This is a genomic window from Tropicibacter alexandrii (genome assembly GCF_003667315.2).
GTDB lineage: Bacteria > Pseudomonadota > Alphaproteobacteria > Rhodobacterales > Rhodobacteraceae > Tropicibacter > Tropicibacter alexandrii.
Window position 1 is genome coordinate 23,733 of sequence record NZ_RCTZ02000021.1, and the last position, 15,691, is coordinate 39,423.

Genomic DNA, 15,691 nt, shown 5'->3' on the forward strand with positions numbered 1-15,691 from the left:
CCAGGAGCCTGCCATGTTCCATCGCCTCAAACCGCTCATGACCGCCGCCTTGCTGGCCTTGCCCGGGGGCGCGATGGCGCTGGACTGTGCCTATTGCGCCGGGAAATCGCCCACGGAACTGCTGAAACTGTCGGCGCATCTCGGCAGCAACGCGCTGCGGACGCAGATCCGGGGCTGGCTGGCGCAGGAATACCCGGACACCGCGCCGGGCCTGACCGCGCGCGCTTGGGTGGCCAGCCGCAACGGGGCGCCTGTGGACGAGGTCGTGGCGCTGTACAAGCGTGCCATCGAAAAGGACCCGACGCTGACGACGCCCTATATCAACGCCGGGTTCGAACTGGCCGAAGTCAAGCGCTACGAGGAATCCGACGCACTGTACCTAGCTGGGCTGCCCTATTCCGATGGCGACAACCTGTTGACGCGGAATATCTTTTTCAACCTGCGCTATGACGGTCGCGCGGATGAGGCAAATGCGTTTCTCGATGAATCCATCCGCAAGGGCTATATGCCGGCCTGGGCGCGGGACTACATCATTGGCATCGCCTACCAGTCTGCCGGTCAGCGCGACGAAGCGGTGCGGCTGTACAAACGTGCGCTCGACAAGGGCGGCGACTATGAAGTGCTCGAACGCTATGTCGACAACAAGCTGAGGCTGCTTACCGCGCAGCGCGCCAACCGCGACACCCGGCTACGCGTGTTCTACGAAGCAGTCGACTGGGCCGAGGCCAACAACTCCGCGCGCGCGATGGAACTGGCCGCCCAGAAGCTGCACAAGGACTTCCGCTTCTACACCGATGCGGGCAAATACTACGAACGCGCCTTCGACATGGAACCGACGCCGGAAAAGGCGTTGGATGGCTATTACGCTGTGGTGAACTATGACTATGGGCTGGCGACACGGCTTCTTGACAAGGCCGCGCGGGCCTTTCCGGACAATTACGAGGTGCTGCGCACCCTGGCCTACCACAACTCGGTCGTGGTGATAAACGAAGACCGCATTCGCCGCCACGGGGCGGATGCGGTCGCCAATGCCCCGACCATGGAAACCCTGCGCGGCGCGTTGAACGTCTATGTCAACGGGCTCGAAGAGGTCGGGGATGACGAAACCCCGGTGGCCCTGTTCGAGCGTCACCTTCCGGACGTGACAGGCGCTGCCCGGCGCGGGATGTTGGGCAATTTCATCGACAACCGGATACGCGTCGGCGACTATGACCGCGCCGCCGCGCTGCTGGATGAAATCCGCGAATTCGGGTCTGATCTGTCATCGGCATGGCTGGGTGTCCGAGAGGCCCGCGTGCGCAACGGTCTGCGTCTGACCGGCGCGCGGGATCGGTATTATGCCGAAAACCCCTTTCTTCTGGATTGGGAACGCCGCTTTGGCGAAAGCCTGAACGTCTCGGTCGAATTCGCCAGTGGCAAGGCGGACCTGCGCCCCTCGGGCTTTCCTCTGCTGGATGAGGCCGCGGCCGCGCTGACCGGGGAAGACGCCGAGAAATACGTCTTCATGATCGAGGGCCATACGGACTCGGTCGGCTCGGACGCGATCAACATGCCGCTGTCACGCGACCGCGCGGCCTCGGTCGAGCGGTACTTCATCGAACAGGCCGGGCTTGATCCGGCGCGGTTGCAGACCCAAGGCTATGGCCCGCGCAACCCGCGCGCCACGAATGAAACACAGGCAGGGCGCCAGACAAATCGCCGCGTCGAAATCCGCCCTTATGGCAACCTCAGCGCGCCGCAGGTGGCGTCTGCCGGCTGGATGAACCTGAGCCGGGTCAAGATTTCACCGGACGGGCGCCTGCTGATCACCGGCGAGACGCCCATTCAGGTCTGGGACATCGAACGCAATGTGCGCCTGCATGAATTGCCGATCGGCGGCACGAAAGAGGCGGACATCTCGCCCAACGGGCGCTATCTGGCGACGCGCTCGTCCTTTCGGGATGCGACCGGCAAGATCACCTATCAGCTGCTCGTCTATGACCTGCGCACCGGCCTGCTGAAATCGCAGGTGCGGACCGATTTCACGGTGAACAACCTGCAATTCGGGCCGTTCAGCGAAAGGGTCGCGTTTACCGACGCCACAGGCTATCTGCGGGTACTGACCCTGGCCGACAACAGCGTCAAGACGACCAAGATCGACACGATCCGCGGCTCTGCCCGGATGCTGTTCCTCAACGATGGCAAGCGCATCTTGGCAACGGCCTCCAGCCGTCACCCGGTGTCGGTCTTCGATGCCGATACGCTGGAGCGGATCGACCAGTTCCGGCAGGAGGACTGGATTCTCAGCTGGGTGCAATCGGCGGATGGACAATACATCGCTGCGATGACCAACGGCTACGAATTGCACACCTACGACGCCAAATCCTATCGCCTGCTGAACCGAAAGAAGCTACCGACCAGCAGCTTCCGCATGCGTGCGCATCCCTCGAAACCATGGGTGATGGTGCAGGACGCCTTTGACAATGACACCAAGCTTGTGCTGGCCGACATGCGCGACGGGCGGGTGATCTCCAGCCTGCGCCATGATGAGCCGTTGGACGGCAACTGGACACCGGACGGCGTGCATTTCGTGGTGAGTCATGAGGGGGAGATGAAGTGGTTCGAGGCCGAAACCATGACACCGGTCCGCACGCAGCCCAACCTTGCGCATCAGGGCAAGGGGCTGACACTGATCGACGGCACCGATCTGGCGATTTCGCGCGATACGGGGGGCAATTCCGTCTGGAACCTGCGCACCGGCCGCCGCGTGCATCGCTTTGACGTGCCGGTGGCCTATGGCTGGGCCAAGCTGAACGAAAGCGGCTCGATCCTTGTTTCGGTGACGGAGGACGGGCAGGTCGTGACCTTTGACAGCGCGACCTACCAGCACGATATCGCGGAGGACACCGGCCTGAACGTGGGGTCCATCTCGACCAATGGTGACGATTACATCGTCGTCGCCAGCAAGCCCGACGACCTGCAGGGCAAGTCGCGGGCCATGTCCACCATCGTCGTGCTCGAACGCCCGACGCTGCGTGAAGTGCGGCGCTTCGACTATGATCTTGTGACCGAACCGGTGAATGGCGAACGTGTCTACCGCACCGAGGTCAAGGTGCGCCTGTCCGAGGACGGGCTGCTGGCGGTGACCTCGGAGTTCGAGATCGGGTACAAACAGAGCCTGAATGGCTCGACGCTCGTCACCACCTATGACGTGGCTTCGGGGCGCGAAGTGCAGCGCATCACGCTGAAGGAGCGTCAGCAAGACATCGACTGGACCGATGCCAACGAGTTGCGCGTCAAGCGGGACAACCGATGGGAGGTCTTCAACCCCCGCACCGCTGAGTCCCTGCGCACCGAGTCGCCTGACTTCGACTTCACGCGCGAGCTTGCGGACGGGCGGGCGCTGACATGGTTCTGGGACCATATCGAGCTGGATGACCGCTCCATCACCTTTCCCTACAACCTGCGCGACGTCGAGGTGCGCGATGACTTGAACCTTGCCATCGGCATGACCAGCGGCAACGAGGTGGTGTTCGTCGATCTGCGGAATATGGAAAAGGCCCTGACCATCTCGACCCGCGCAGACGGCGAGTGGATCGGCTATGCGCCCGATGGCCGCTTCACCGCGTCGCTGGGGGGCACCGAAGGGGTCTATTGGTCGCTGGGCGACAATTTCCTGCCCTTCGAGGCGCTCAAGGATCGCTATGAACGCCCGGGTCTGATCCGCAACAAGCTGCAAGCCATCGCCAGCGGCAGCGCGCCCGCACCCGAGGACAAGGCGCCAGATGTGGCCGCCGACATCTTTGAAGCGCCGTATACGGTCAGCCTGAAATCAGCCCCCGTTGTGCGGACCGAGGCGGGCAGCTTCACGTTGGAACTGTCGGTCGAAAAGCTGAAGGAGGGCCTGCCCGACCCAGAGATCGAATATGTTCTGAACGGGCGTCGCGTGCTGAAATCCCGTGGTTTCGAAGAGGACGCCTTCTTTGATGGCAACGAAACCATCGGCCTGACCCGCAAATTCGATCTCAATCCCGGTCGCAACGTGATCGAGGCCAGCCTCGTTTGGAAGAATGCCCGCCTGATGACACAGCGCGTCGAGGTCGAGCGGACCTCGAAAAGCGATGTGGAGCTGCAGGCGGCGGGCCGGACTTTGTGGTTCTTCGGCGTCGGTGTCTCGGATTACGAAATCAGCGCTCAGAACCTCAACTTCGCCCATCGCGATGCCGAGGAACTGGCGAAGCTGGCCGCCGCACAGGAAGGCAGGCTGTTCGATCAGGTCCGAACCAAGATCCTGACCAATGCCGACGCCACGGAACGCAATGTGCGCATCGAGATGAACGAGTTTCTCAAGGATTCAGCGCCCGATGACGTCGTGGTGCTGTTCCTGGCCGGGCATGGCGTGACGGACGACGAGCAGCAGCTGTATTTCATGACTCATGACGCAGACTTGTCGCGGCCTTACACGGGCATGAGCGTAGACCGCTTCCGTCAGTTCCTTGAAAACCGTCCGATCAACCAAAGCGCGTTGATGCTGCTGGACATCTGCCATTCCGGCGCCGCCCAGAACGAAGGCCGCGTGGTCGCCGATGACGCAGTCCAAAGCCTGACCGAGGGCACAGGCGCGGTGGTCTTTGCCTCGTCGTCCGGGTCGCAGAAGTCGCTGGAGGACGAAAGCTTTGGTGGCGGGCATGGCGCCTTTACCGCGGCGCTACTGGATGGACTGCGCGGCATGGCGGACCAGACCGTCGGCAATCGCGATGGCTTCAACACGCTGCAGGAGATGATCGTCTTTGCCACGTCCGAAGTGCCGAAATTGACCGACGGGCGCCAACGCCCGACCTATCCCCGGATTGAGCAGTCGTTGGACTATGCTTTGACGGAAGTGGAGTAGGACATTGGCATATCCGGTTTAGTGTGTTGCGCAATATGGGGTGCCACCGGCCGTTGGCACCCCAAGCATACCGCAAAACGCTGCAGCTTGGTCTCAACGACCGCTTCGTGGCGCTGGCACCGGCCTCATGCGGAAAACTATGGTCCAAAAGCCGCAGTTCACGGCGGACCAGGTTATGCGCCGCGGGGTGCGGCGCTAGTGGCGGAAGGGTTGACAGACTGCCAGTCAAGGCCGAAGCGTGCGAGGTATTTCTTCAGCCGGTCGCCGTCATTGGTGGTCGAACGTCGGGCACGCGAGACTGCATATAGGGCCCGCCCCGCCGCGCTGAGGCTCTGCGATGATCGGCAGGTCCGGATGACCCGGGCCAGCTGCACCTGATCGAAGAGATCGATCTCGGCGGCCGCTGCGCCAAGGAGGTCAGCGAGCAGGCGGAAGTCATCATCCGCCGCAGTATCGTGCCAGCTTTCGCGAAGCCGGCTGATTTCTTCGTCCACCATGACACGGGTGATCCGCCCACGCGGCGCAAGGGTGCAAAGCCTGCGGACTGATCCGGACAGGTCACGGAAATTACCGGGCCAAGGTGTGGCCGGATCGGTGGCGAAGCGCAGGTAGTGATCTCGCGCATCGGTGTTGAAGCCGGTCTGGATGCCCAGTTCGCGCTCCGAGCGCGCCAATTCAAAAGCGAGGTTGGGCGCAAAATCCTCGGGGCGTTGCCGCAAAGGCGGCAGCACAAACCGCCAGGTGTCGAGCCGCGCCAAGAGGTCCGGGCGAAACAGCTTGTCTGCGACCAGTTTGCGCAGATCACGTCCCGCACCTGCGATGACGTGGAAACGGCTGGAGCGCAGCGTGTCCGAGCCCACGGGATAGTAGCTTCCCGTCTCGATGGCGTGCAGCAGCACCGCCTGTGCATCAAGCCCAAGCATGTCGATCTCGTCGAGGAACAGCGTGCCGCCATCCGCCTCGCGCAGATGGCCGTTGCGCTCGGTGCCGGCAAGGCCAGTGTGACTGCGCCGTTGACCAAAGAGCGTCGCCATCGCGTCCGGTCCGTTCAGCGTGGCGCAGTTCACATGCACCATGCGCCCCTTCACACGACGACGATCCAGCTTGAGGTTGTGGATGCGTGCGGCAAGCTCAGTCTTGCCCGTTCCGGTTTCGCCCAAAAGCAGGATCGGCGCGTCGGATTTGCTGGCCACCAATTCGATCTGATCGATCAGGGCGTTATAGGCCGGGTTGCGTGTCTCGATGCCGCCTTTCAACTGGTCGCTATACGCCCGCGACATCAGGTCAAAGCGCTGTTGCAGCGCGTTGTAGCGGGACAGGTCGAGATCGATAATGTCGAACTTGCCGATTTCGCCTTCCGCACGCGGCGGACCGGTCTGGATCAGCTTGGCGGGCACGTGGCGGCTTTCGGTCAGCAGGAACCAGCAGATCTGGGCCACATGGGTGCCCGTTGTCAGATGGACGTGATAGCGTTCGCGGTCCTCGTCGAAGCCGTAGTCCTTCGCGAAGTCGAAGAGCTTGCCGTAGACTTCCTGAAAGTCCCAAGGGTCGTCCAGATCGAGACGCTGCAACAGGACTTCGGTATCCGGAGAGATCGCGCGCATTTCTTGCGCGACCCCATGGGCAAGACGGCTGAATTTCTGGTCATACAGCAGCTCAAAACGGTCGATTTCGAAATCCTGTTGCTGGACCAAACTGCGCGACGGCTTCCAGTTGCGTTTTCTTCCGGCGTCGAGCTGAGTCCCCAGAAAGCCTATGACCACATTCCGCACGACTCTATCCAATCATATATACAGCTATACGCCCCTATCGTATATCCAGAAGGGGCAATTCGCAAAACCTGAATTCCCCATGCAAAAACAATATACTACGCTATTTTCGCTTTTTCTTCGGCCCTCGCGGCACGCCATGGCACAACAGGCTTACCGAAGAGAGAAGGAAGAGAGCAATGGCAAACAAATCCGTGTTTGCATCGATCAAGGGCCGGTTCGCCAAGGCGGAAACCGTGAACGCCGAAGGCGCGCCGGCCTACCGCCATTCCGATGCACATGCCCTCGCGCAGGTGGCCATGACTGGCACCTTTGGCGGCATGTTCTATACCGATCCGGCGGACGAACTGGAGTATGTCGTTGATCTGGCCGAGACCGTCGATCCGGTGGTTCTGGCCAAGACGGCGATCTACGCCCGCAGCAAAGGGTACATGAAAGATATGCCGGTTGTCTTGCTGGCGGTTCTGGCGCGGCGTGATCCGGCGCTCTTCCGGGCGGTGTTTCCGCGCGTCGTAGACAACGGCAAGATGCTGCGCACCTTCGTTCAGGTGATCCGCTCTGGCGCGACTGGGCGCAAATCGCTGGGCTCCGCGCCAAAGGCGGTGGTGCAGAATTGGCTGAACTCGGCGTCCGACCGGGCGCTGTTGCAGGCCAATATCGGCAATGACCCGTCTTTGGCGGATGTCATCAAGATGGTGCATCCAAAGCCCGAGACGGCAGAGCGTGAGGCGCTTTTTGCGTGGATCGTCGGTCGCCCGTGCGAGGCGCGGCTTTTGCCGCAGCCCGTGCAGGATTGGATGGCCTTCAACAAGGCGGGCAAAGGAACCGTGCCGGACGTGCCGTTCCAAATGCTGACCCAACTGCCGCTGTCGCCCCAGCAATGGGCGCGGCTGGCGCGGAACGGGTCGTGGCAAATGGTGCGGCAGGGTCTGAACATGTTCCTGCGTCACGGGGTCTTCAACGTGACGAAGAACGTCGATCACGTGGCGGCCCTGCTGCGCGACCCCGAGGCGATCCGCAAGGCGCGTGCCTTCCCCTACCAGTTGATGGTCGCGGCGCAGCACGTGTCCCCAGAGATGCCAGAGGCCATCGTCGAGGCGCTGCACGATGCGATGGAAATCGCGGTACAGAACGTGCCGAAGGTGCAAGGTCAGGTTGTCGTCTGCCCGGATGTGTCCGGGTCGATGCTCTGTCCGGTCACGGGGTATCGCGCCAGGGCCTCGTCCAAGGTTCGTCACGTCGATGTGGCGGCTCTGGTGGCGGCGGCGTTCTTGCGGGTGAACCGGGGTTGCACGGTGCTGCCGTTCGAGTTTCAGGTGCGTGAAGCGCGTCTGCGGGCGCGTGACACCGTGCTGACCAACGCCGAGCGGCTGGCCGCGATGGCGGGCGGCGGAACGAACTGTTCCGCGCCGCTCAAGTGGCTGAACGATCGTGGCCGGTCCCCGGACCTCGTGGTCTTTGTGTCGGACAACCAATCTTGGGTCGATGCCGGGAATGGTCGTCAGGGGACCGCGATGATGCAGGAATGGGACCGCCTCAAGCGGCGCAACCCCAAGGCTCGCCTCGTCTGTATCGACATCGCGCCCTATGGCTCGACGCAGGTGCAGACGCGCCGTGACGTGCTGAACGTCGGTGGGTTTTCCGATGCGGTCTTCACCCAGATCGCGGCCTTTGCCAGCGGTCAGACCGATGGCGACCATTGGCTGCGCGAGATCGAACAGATCGCGCTTTGAACGAATACGGGGGCGCGTTTGCGCGCGCCCCTGACACCTGAAATTTCGGGCGGAATGCCTGCGGGAGTACAGCTTCAACCTGTCATCCCTCTCGCAATTCCCTTGTCCGCCCGACCCGAATGAAAGCCCCTCGGCGAATGCCTGTGGAACTACAGATCGTTAATCTCCGTGTCGCGGGTTCGAATCCCGCCGCGCCAGCCATTTCACTGATGGCGCGTAGCTCAGTCTGGTAGAGCAGGAACGTTTCACACCCGACTTGTCGCCGGGACCCCTTGGAAAGTAGCTCAATTGGTAGAGCACCGGTTTTTGGTACCGGGGGTTGCAGGTTCGAGCCCTGCCTTTCCAGCCAAATTTTAGACCGAAAGACGAAAGGAATTGTCCCGGCGAATGCCCGGAGGAACTACAGCACCATCATCCGGAACACACCCGAGCGGGTTCGACTCCCCTCCTTGCGGGCGCCCATACGGCAAACGCGGCCACCCATTTGGTCGCGGGGCGGGGTCCGGTATGTTTCTCCACGGTCGTTGGATCGACCACCTTGTCGCCGGGACATGAATGACAGCGCGGGGAATGCCCGCAGGACTACAGGTAGACGCACCTCCTTCGGAGGGGGCCTTTTCCAAAGGCTGTGCCGGTTCAAATCCGGCCCGGGGAAACCCGGTGGCGGAATTCACTGTCCTGCGATCCCTTGCCCCCGCGCCAGACGTACGAGGAAAATGATTATGAACACTGAAGCGACATTCGAGCCCGTCACTGGCGACCACCTGAAGGATTGGGGGCATCGCCCCGGCAAGCAGTTCCCGGACCTGCTGGCGCGCGCCAATGCGCTGCGGGCCGAGGGCTATGGGTTGGTGAAAATCCGCGCCGAGCTGGCGGACGAGATTCCGGCTGTGCTGCCGACCATGGACCTGCGCGCTGCTGGCGCGGTCTCCTTTCACGAGACCATCGAGGCGCAGGACGCTGACGAGTTGGACAACGTGACCAAGGTGCGTGAGACCATGACCGAGGTGATGCGTGTGCCAACGGTCGAGGCCGGTGCGATCATGCCCGACGCCTGCCCTGCCGGTCCGGTGGGGACGATCCCCGTCGGCGGTGTGGTGGCGGCGCGTAATGCGATCCATCCGGGGATGCACTCGGCCGATATCTGCTGTTCGGTGATGATCACCGATCTGGGCTTCGCCGATCCGCGCGCCGTGTTGGACGCGGCCCAGTCGGTCACGCATTTCGGCCCCGGCGGACGTCCGCAGGGCAAACGCTTCACCGTGTCCATGGGCCTGCTGGATGCATTCCGTGCCAACCCGTTCCTCGACAACCCCAAGAGCCTGCGCATGGCGCAGGAACACATGGGGACGCAGGGCGACGGCAACCATTTCCTGTTCGTCGGGCGCTCGCGCAAGACGGGGCGGACGGCGATCGTCACCCATCACGGGTCGCGCGGTCCGGGGGCGGTTCTGTACAAGACCGGCATGATCGCGGCGGAGCGGTTCCGCAAGGCATTGTCACCGCAGACGCCGAAACAGAACGCATGGATTCCGGCGGATACGGAGGAAGGGCGGGACTACTGGGCCGCTCTGCAACTGATCCGCAAGTGGACCAAGGCCAACCACAACGCCATCCATCAGGCCACGGTGGAGGCCGTGGGCGCCGAAGTGGGCGATCGTTTCTGGAACGAGCATAACTTCGTCTTCAAGCGCGGTGACCTGTTCTTCCATGGCAAAGGGGCGACCCCCGCTTGGGACGGGTATGCGGCAGACGCGACCGGGCTGACCCTCATTCCGCTCAACATGGCGGAACCGGTACTGGTGGTGCGTGGCCGCGATGCGGCGCATGGCCTTGGCTTCAGCCCGCACGGCGCGGGACGCAACTATTCGCGCTCGGAGCATCGGCGCCGGATGGGCTCGGCCACACCCGAGCAGATGTTGCAGGCAGAAACGGAGGGCCTCGACGTGCGGTTTCACGCCGGCGGTGTCGATGCCTCGGAATTGCCGTCGTCCTACAAGAGGGCGGACAGTGTCGTGCGTCAGATCAAGCAGCACGGTCTGGCCGAGATCGAGGATTACATCGACCCCTACGGCTGCATCATGGCTGGTGACGTGGCGCCGTTCTGGAAAAACAGACCGAAGAAAGGCAGGCGGACCTGAGCGGCCCGCCTGTCTACAGACAAATCGCCCCCGAACGAATGACTGCCAGCTCTGTGACGCCCGAAACTCAGCGGCACCGCATGACGCCAAGCGACCTGTGCGGGACATTCCAAGCCGGGCACGACGAGATTAGCTGACAACGACGTAGCGCTGTGGGACGGGCGGAGGCGCATGTGCGAAAGCGTCTGTGACCGCCAAACAGTCGGGCTGGATGAACAGGCCCAAAGCCGGGTCCATGTAACGGGCGTTCGGGTAGTACAGCCCCACGTCCATGTCGTAGCGCTCGCCGAAAAACGCCTTGGTGTCGGGCTGCGGGCTGGTCGTCGAACGCACCGAAGGGGCGGTAGCCGCGGATGCTATCCGTCTCATCGACGCTCTAGACTGAGCGCACAGAGGCCAGCTGATCGGCGAACAGGATCGACACAGTCTCGACCCTGTGCACTTTGTATTCATGGCGCAGGTCCGGGAGCGGGTAGTCGAAGCTTTTCTCGACCCCGCTATAATCACGGATATCAACCGGGCCGACATAGAGCGTGGTCTTACCGTTGGCTCTGGAGTCATTGGACGCGAAGCTAACTCGACCAGCCGCGAGTTGCCGCTAGTCTACATATGACTTATGCGTTTCCAAGATTTGATCTTGAGGGACCAAATTACGCATCCAGTCTTCAAGGTCACGGAAGCGCTGAGTTACAAATTTTCCAGATTTGACATCTTCATCGGTTGGCGGAATGAGATGTGTGCGAGTTGATTTGGCTGACATCACAAAGTTTCCGCTGGGTGCGTATCCAAAAACTAGTAGTATCGTAGGGTTCTCACCTTGAGTGTAACAGCGGAGCTTGGGCTTACTTTCATTGGCCAACGAACATTGTGCATCAAGGGCATTCGCCTTTTCCTTTAGGCTCTGCATCAGTGAATCTTCAATCTCTTTTGTCATGTAGCTTGGCTTTATAACGACAAGAGCGCTTGTTAGGGATGTAGCGCATCCGACAAGAAGAACGCACGCGGCAGTTGTTGCAATAAAAAGCTTCGGGATTTTAGTCATGATATCCTGCAATCCTTCCTCGGAACGCAGCCATCTGGTGGTTTGATAAAGGATTCCATGAGATTGGTGAGTAATACGTCAAAAAGCCAAATATCCCCATTCCAAGAGTTACGGCATTCAAGCTGGAAACTGGATCTCCGAGTACAACATGGTTTTTCATCTTTGTGTTCCGGCCAATCATCCCCATCCAAACATTATTGGTTATTTCTTGGATCGTGTCACGTACTCCTGTTGCATTGAAGGTCTTTGCGTCGCGATGCGGATTGACTCGACGGATACTGGCGGGAAGCGCGTTCGCCGCTTCCATCGCCAGACCACCACCGAGCGAGTGGCCACTGAATGAAAGAGGCCCTTGGGTTTTTCCTGACACATAGGCGGCAATTCCCTTCGCCTGAGTGTATTTTGGAGAGTCACCAAGCATGCCCTGAACTCCGTTGTTTTTCCAATCCTGTAGGTCTTGCGTCCCTGAAAATACAACGATTATCCCACCTGTCTTGCTGTTCTTGTATGCCCCAGCTTGAAGCCTCGTTTCTTTGTCTGACCAAACTGCGCCGGGATATAGCTTGTCACGCTCGGCGGCTGTGAGCCTGTGCAAGTAGTCGGAAAGCTCTGGGTCATAGCTGTTCGTCCCGCCCCTAGGCTCGGTCACTTCGAAACAGTCGGGCTGGATGAACATGCCCAAGGCCGGGTCCATGAGATCTGTGCGTTGAGATAGTACAGCCCCGGTGCGGGCGAGCTGCCGGGCATCTTTATGTTCTTCGCGGGTGATCTTGCGGGCATACGTATTCGGACAGCAGTTCGCTGTCACGAAACTGTCCTTGCAGGTTCTTGGAAAAGATCGAGTGGTCCGGGACGCGGTCAATCAGATCGAGACCGCAATATCAGCGATGGGCGGGGTTCAGATGCACCTCGCCGCCGCGCCGCAACACGCACCTGAAGATCGTGGCGTGGCCTAAAACCCATGCACGGCGGCACACCGTTTGAAATCCGGTTGGGCTGGTCACGGGGCCATCCATGTCAGCCTCATCCAGCCCCGTCCTATGTCGCCCGCGATCACGAGCCTCGCGATCCTTGGCGCGGTTTTTGGTGAACACCAGCCTGTTCAGTGTCAGGGCTATGCTGGGCGCGGGTGGGCAGAGCTTTCGTAACCGCCCGATTTGAACCGCCTGCTCGTATGTCCGGTTGATTGGTAAGAGACGTCCATAATGACGTCATTAAAGACGTCTCCTACAGGGAGGCAGGGATGCGGGGCGAAATTCTGGGCGTAGAGCGTCGGCGCCGATGGAGCGACGAGGAGAAGTTGTCGATTGTGCTTTCGGTCGGGGCGAACGGCGCGACGGTATCGCAAGTCGCGCATCGGCACGAGATCAGGAGGCAGCAGATTTATGCTTGGCGATACGAGCTGAGGAAGAAGGGTCTTCTGACACCTGACGACACGGCGCTGTTCTTGCCGGTCGATATTGCACTGCCGCCCGGACCGCCGGAATCCTGCGGCCCTGACGCGAGTTCGGTGTTGATCGAAGTGGTTCTGCGCGAGGGCCGCAGCCTCCGGGTCGATGCCCATGTGGACGCGGCGGTGCTGACCCGTTTGATCCAAGCAGTTGAGGCGGCATGATCGGCCCGGGCACCGGCGTTCGGGTTTACCTGGCTTGCGGTCACACTGATATGCGCAAGGGTATTGCGGGCCTGTCCGCCATCGCGCAGGACGCCCTGCGTCAGCGGCCATCGAACGGTGCCGTGTTCGCGTTTCGGGGGCGCCGGGGCGACAGGGTGAAGCTTTTGTATTGGGATGGCCAGGGATTTTGCCTGTATTACGAAGTCCTCGAGAAGGGGCGTTTCCCATGGCCCGCAGCGACGGATGGCAGCGCACGTCTGACCGCCGCTCAACTGGCCATGCTCTGGGAAGGAATCGACTGGCGTCGGCCGGACTGGGGTGCGCCGCCGGCCCGGACGGGTTGAATTATCTCTCTGGAATCGTTTGTTTTTATGGCACCTGACCTGCGGTCATGGTATCCACCGCCATGTCCGACGAAGCCACGTCTCTCTCCAATGATCCTGCCGTCCTGAAGGCGATGATCGTCGCATTGCAGGCGGAAAACCAGAAGATGTCCGCCAGTTTGCGAGCCCATGATCTGCTGGTTCAGGCGCTGCGTGTCCGGATCGCCAAATTGCAGAAGCAGAAATTCGGTTCCAGCTCGGAAAAGATCGAACGCGAGATCGAACAACTGGAACTGGCGCTCGAGGGCCTGCAGGTGGCGCTCACCGAGGCGGAGGGCCAGTCGCAGGACCACGACGATGAACCGGAGGCGGAAAACCGGGGCCCGGAACCAGCTGAGATGCGGAACCCGAGGCGCCGCCGCCCGAAGGTGTCGAAGGACACGCCGCGCGAACGCCGCGAGCTTGATCCCGGCGACAATTGTCCGGATTGTCATGCCGCAGGCATGCTTCCAGCATGACGGCGACCTGCGGGTGGTGGGCGAAGATGTCAGCGAGCTGATCGACATGATCTCGGCGCAGCTGAAGGTGATCGAGATCGCGCGCGTCAAGAAATCCTGCCGACGCTGTGAAAAGATCGTTCAGAAACCTGCGCCCAGCCGTCCCATTCCCCGCAGCATGGCGGGCCCGAACCTGCTGGCTTATGTGCTGACCTCGAAATTCGACGACCACCTGCCGTTGTATCGTCAGAACGAGATCTTCGCCCGCATGGGGGCGGACATCCCGGACACGACGCTGGTCGACTGGTGCGGCGGGGCAATGAAGACGCTGGCGCCGCTGATCGAGAAGATCGAGGCCGAGATCATGGCCAGCGATCTTCTGCACGCCGATGACACGCCCATCCGGGTTCTCGATCGCGGCCGACGCGACAAGGGGCTTGGCAAGGGCGTCAAGAAAGGCCGGATTTGGGCCTATGTGCGCGATCAGCGCCCCTGGTCGGGCACGGCTCCGCCCAGAGCGGTCTACCGGTTCGCCCCGGACTGGAAGGAAGAGCATGTCCTCGCCCATCTCGGCGAAACCCGCGGCATTCTCCAGGCCGATGGCTACAAGGGCTATGCCAAGCTCTATGCCGCCGGTCCGGACGGCAAGAGCCAGTTCCGGGAAGCCGCATGCTGGACGCATCTTCGCCGCGACTTCCACGATGTCTGGACCGCAACGAAATCCGAAATCGCGCGAGAGGCACTCACCCGGATCGGAGCGCTTTACGACGTCGAACGGCAAATCAGCGGCAGGCCCGCCGAGGTGCGGCTGGCCGTGCGTCAAAAGGAAAGCAGGCCCAAGGTCGATGCGTTCCTGAACTGGGCCGAAAAGCAACTCACGCGCATTCCCGGCAAGAGCGATCTGGCCAAGGCGTTCCGCTACGGGCTGAGCCGCTGGCCCTCGTTCACGCTGTTCCTTGAGGACGGGCGCGTAGCCATCGACAACAATCCCGCCGAGCGCGCGCTGAGACCGATTGGCGTCGGAAGGCGGAACTGGCTATTCGCTGGCTCGGATACCGGTGGCGAAACGCTCGCCCGCGCCATGACCGTGATTGAGACGGCCAAGTTGAACGGGCTCGATCCGCAGGCCTTCCTCGCCGACGTCTTGGATCGCATCCACGATCACATGAACAATCGCCTGGCCGAATTGCTCCCCTGGAATTGGAGCCCGACGGATCAATCACGCAACGAGGCCGCGTGATGTCCGCAACGACCTACGTCTGCTCGATCGCCCATGTCGCCACCCGCCTGGGCGAAGATCCCGAGCTGCTCGAGGCCATCGCCAGCAACGACGACAACCTAACCTACGGCAATATCGTCAGCGTCCATGTCGGGCACGACGACTACATCACCGCGCTGACCGACGACGGCATCGACGAGATACGTGATATGCTCGCATCCGCACGCGTGTCTGTCGAAGAATGGCACAGCTTCCTCGACGACTTCGTCATCGAGCCCGACATTATCGCCCGCGTCAAGGACCAGCCGCTGCGGTAGAAACCGGGCGGTTACAACATTTCCGTGTCGCCGCGCTCACTTTGCGCCGCCGCTGGTCTGGCCGCACGGGACGCCCCCCAAAACGCCGCCCGCTTTCCAACCGGTGCCGGATCCGAGCCGCAAGCCCATCGCAAGCTGCAAATGGGACAGGCCCGAACGGCTCTG

At 61.5% G+C, this 15,691-nt stretch carries 10 protein-coding genes, 1 tRNA gene and 1 pseudogene; 8 read left to right on the forward strand and 4 right to left on the reverse strand.

The genetic code is table 11. From position 1 onward, the window contains the following. Nucleotides 1–13: 13 nt before the first annotated feature. Complete coding sequence (locus D8Z78_RS19960) at nucleotides 14–4,870, forward strand: OmpA family protein (protein WP_121632303.1); 4,857 nt, start codon at nucleotides 14–16, stop codon at nucleotides 4,868–4,870. Between the two features lie 173 nt (nucleotides 4,871–5,043). On the opposite strand, the gene rtcR is transcribed toward D8Z78_RS19960, so the two are convergent. Further along, nucleotides 5,044–6,654, reverse strand: a complete 1,611-nt coding sequence (gene rtcR, locus D8Z78_RS19965; RefSeq protein ID WP_240672193.1) for an RNA repair transcriptional activator RtcR — start codon at nucleotides 6,652–6,654, stop codon at nucleotides 5,044–5,046. 164 nt (nucleotides 6,655–6,818) lie between these two features. Between rtcR and D8Z78_RS19970 the strand changes: the two genes are divergently transcribed. The 3 genes from D8Z78_RS19970 to D8Z78_RS19980 all read left to right on the forward strand — a co-directional run bounded on the left by D8Z78_RS19970 (nucleotide 6,819) and on the right by D8Z78_RS19980 (nucleotide 10,513). Beyond that, a complete protein-coding gene (locus D8Z78_RS19970) occupies nucleotides 6,819–8,372 on the forward strand; it encodes a vWA domain-containing protein (RefSeq protein WP_121632306.1) in 1,554 nt (517 codons plus the stop codon). 273 nt (nucleotides 8,373–8,645) lie between these two features. Then, nucleotides 8,646–8,721, forward strand: a tRNA-Gln gene (locus tag D8Z78_RS19975). Nucleotides 8,722–9,094: 373 nt separating this feature from the next. Beyond that, nucleotides 9,095–10,513: an RtcB family protein gene (locus D8Z78_RS19980; protein WP_164933029.1), complete on the forward strand. Its 1,419-nt coding sequence runs from the start codon at nucleotides 9,095–9,097 to the stop codon at nucleotides 10,511–10,513. A 129-nt stretch (nucleotides 10,514–10,642) separates the two neighbouring features. Here D8Z78_RS19980 and D8Z78_RS19985 read toward each other — a convergent pair whose 3' ends face one another. From D8Z78_RS19985 to D8Z78_RS19995, 3 genes are all read right to left on the reverse strand, one after another. Continuing rightward, entirely contained in the window at nucleotides 10,643–10,846 is a 204-nt protein-coding gene (locus D8Z78_RS19985) for an RHS repeat-associated core domain-containing protein (protein ID WP_121632310.1), read from the reverse strand. Nucleotides 10,847–11,111: 265 nt separating this feature from the next. After that, nucleotides 11,112–11,555 (reverse strand): hypothetical protein, encoded by a 444-nt coding sequence (locus D8Z78_RS19990; RefSeq protein WP_128910869.1) that lies wholly within the window; start codon nucleotides 11,553–11,555, stop codon nucleotides 11,112–11,114. After that, entirely contained in the window at nucleotides 11,548–12,249 is a 702-nt protein-coding gene (locus tag D8Z78_RS19995; protein ID WP_121632312.1) for a Tle-like phospholipase domain-containing protein, read from the reverse strand. Before D8Z78_RS19995 ends, D8Z78_RS19990 begins: the two co-directional genes overlap by 8 nt. A gap of 549 nt (nucleotides 12,250–12,798) precedes the next feature. Here D8Z78_RS19995 and tnpA point away from each other — a divergent pair. The 4 genes and pseudogenes from tnpA (at nucleotide 12,799) to D8Z78_RS20020 (ending at nucleotide 15,526) form a co-directional block, all read left to right on the forward strand. Next, nucleotides 12,799–13,170 (forward strand): IS66-like element accessory protein TnpA, encoded by a 372-nt coding sequence (gene tnpA / locus D8Z78_RS20005; RefSeq protein ID WP_164933031.1) that lies wholly within the window; start codon nucleotides 12,799–12,801, stop codon nucleotides 13,168–13,170. Beyond that, on the forward strand, nucleotides 13,167–13,514 hold the full coding sequence (gene tnpB, locus D8Z78_RS20010; protein WP_121632314.1) for an IS66 family insertion sequence element accessory protein TnpB: 348 nt from the start codon (nucleotides 13,167–13,169) through the stop codon (nucleotides 13,512–13,514). Before tnpA ends, tnpB begins: the two co-directional genes overlap by 4 nt. 62 nt (nucleotides 13,515–13,576) lie before the next feature. Next, nucleotides 13,577–15,230, forward strand: a pseudogene (gene tnpC, locus D8Z78_RS20015) (IS66 family transposase). After that, nucleotides 15,230–15,526, forward strand: coding sequence for a hypothetical protein (locus D8Z78_RS20020; RefSeq protein ID WP_121632317.1), 297 nt, complete (start codon nucleotides 15,230–15,232; stop codon nucleotides 15,524–15,526). The pseudogene tnpC and the gene D8Z78_RS20020 overlap by 1 nt, the downstream one beginning before the upstream one ends. Nucleotides 15,527–15,691: the final 165 nt, after the last annotated feature.

What these genes read in the sequence shown, in the direction of transcription:
- D8Z78_RS19990 (WP_128910869.1), bottom strand. Translation starts at nt 11,555, where the DNA reads ATGACTAAAATCCCGAAGCTTTTTATTGCAACAACTGCCGCGTGCGTT.
- tnpB (WP_121632314.1), top strand. Translation starts at nt 13,167, where the DNA reads ATGATCGGCCCGGGCACCGGCGTTCGGGTTTACCTGGCTTGCGGTCAC.
- tnpA (WP_164933031.1), top strand. Translation starts at nt 12,799, where the DNA reads ATGCGGGGCGAAATTCTGGGCGTAGAGCGTCGGCGCCGATGGAGCGAC.
- D8Z78_RS19970 (WP_121632306.1), top strand. Translation starts at nt 6,819, where the DNA reads ATGGCAAACAAATCCGTGTTTGCATCGATCAAGGGCCGGTTCGCCAAG.
- D8Z78_RS19960 (WP_121632303.1), top strand. Translation starts at nt 14, where the DNA reads ATGTTCCATCGCCTCAAACCGCTCATGACCGCCGCCTTGCTGGCCTTG.
- D8Z78_RS19995 (WP_121632312.1), bottom strand. Translation starts at nt 12,249, where the DNA reads ATGGACCCGGCCTTGGGCATGTTCATCCAGCCCGACTGTTTCGAAGTG.
- D8Z78_RS19980 (WP_164933029.1), top strand. Translation starts at nt 9,095, where the DNA reads ATGAACACTGAAGCGACATTCGAGCCCGTCACTGGCGACCACCTGAAG.
- D8Z78_RS20020 (WP_121632317.1), top strand. Translation starts at nt 15,230, where the DNA reads ATGTCCGCAACGACCTACGTCTGCTCGATCGCCCATGTCGCCACCCGC.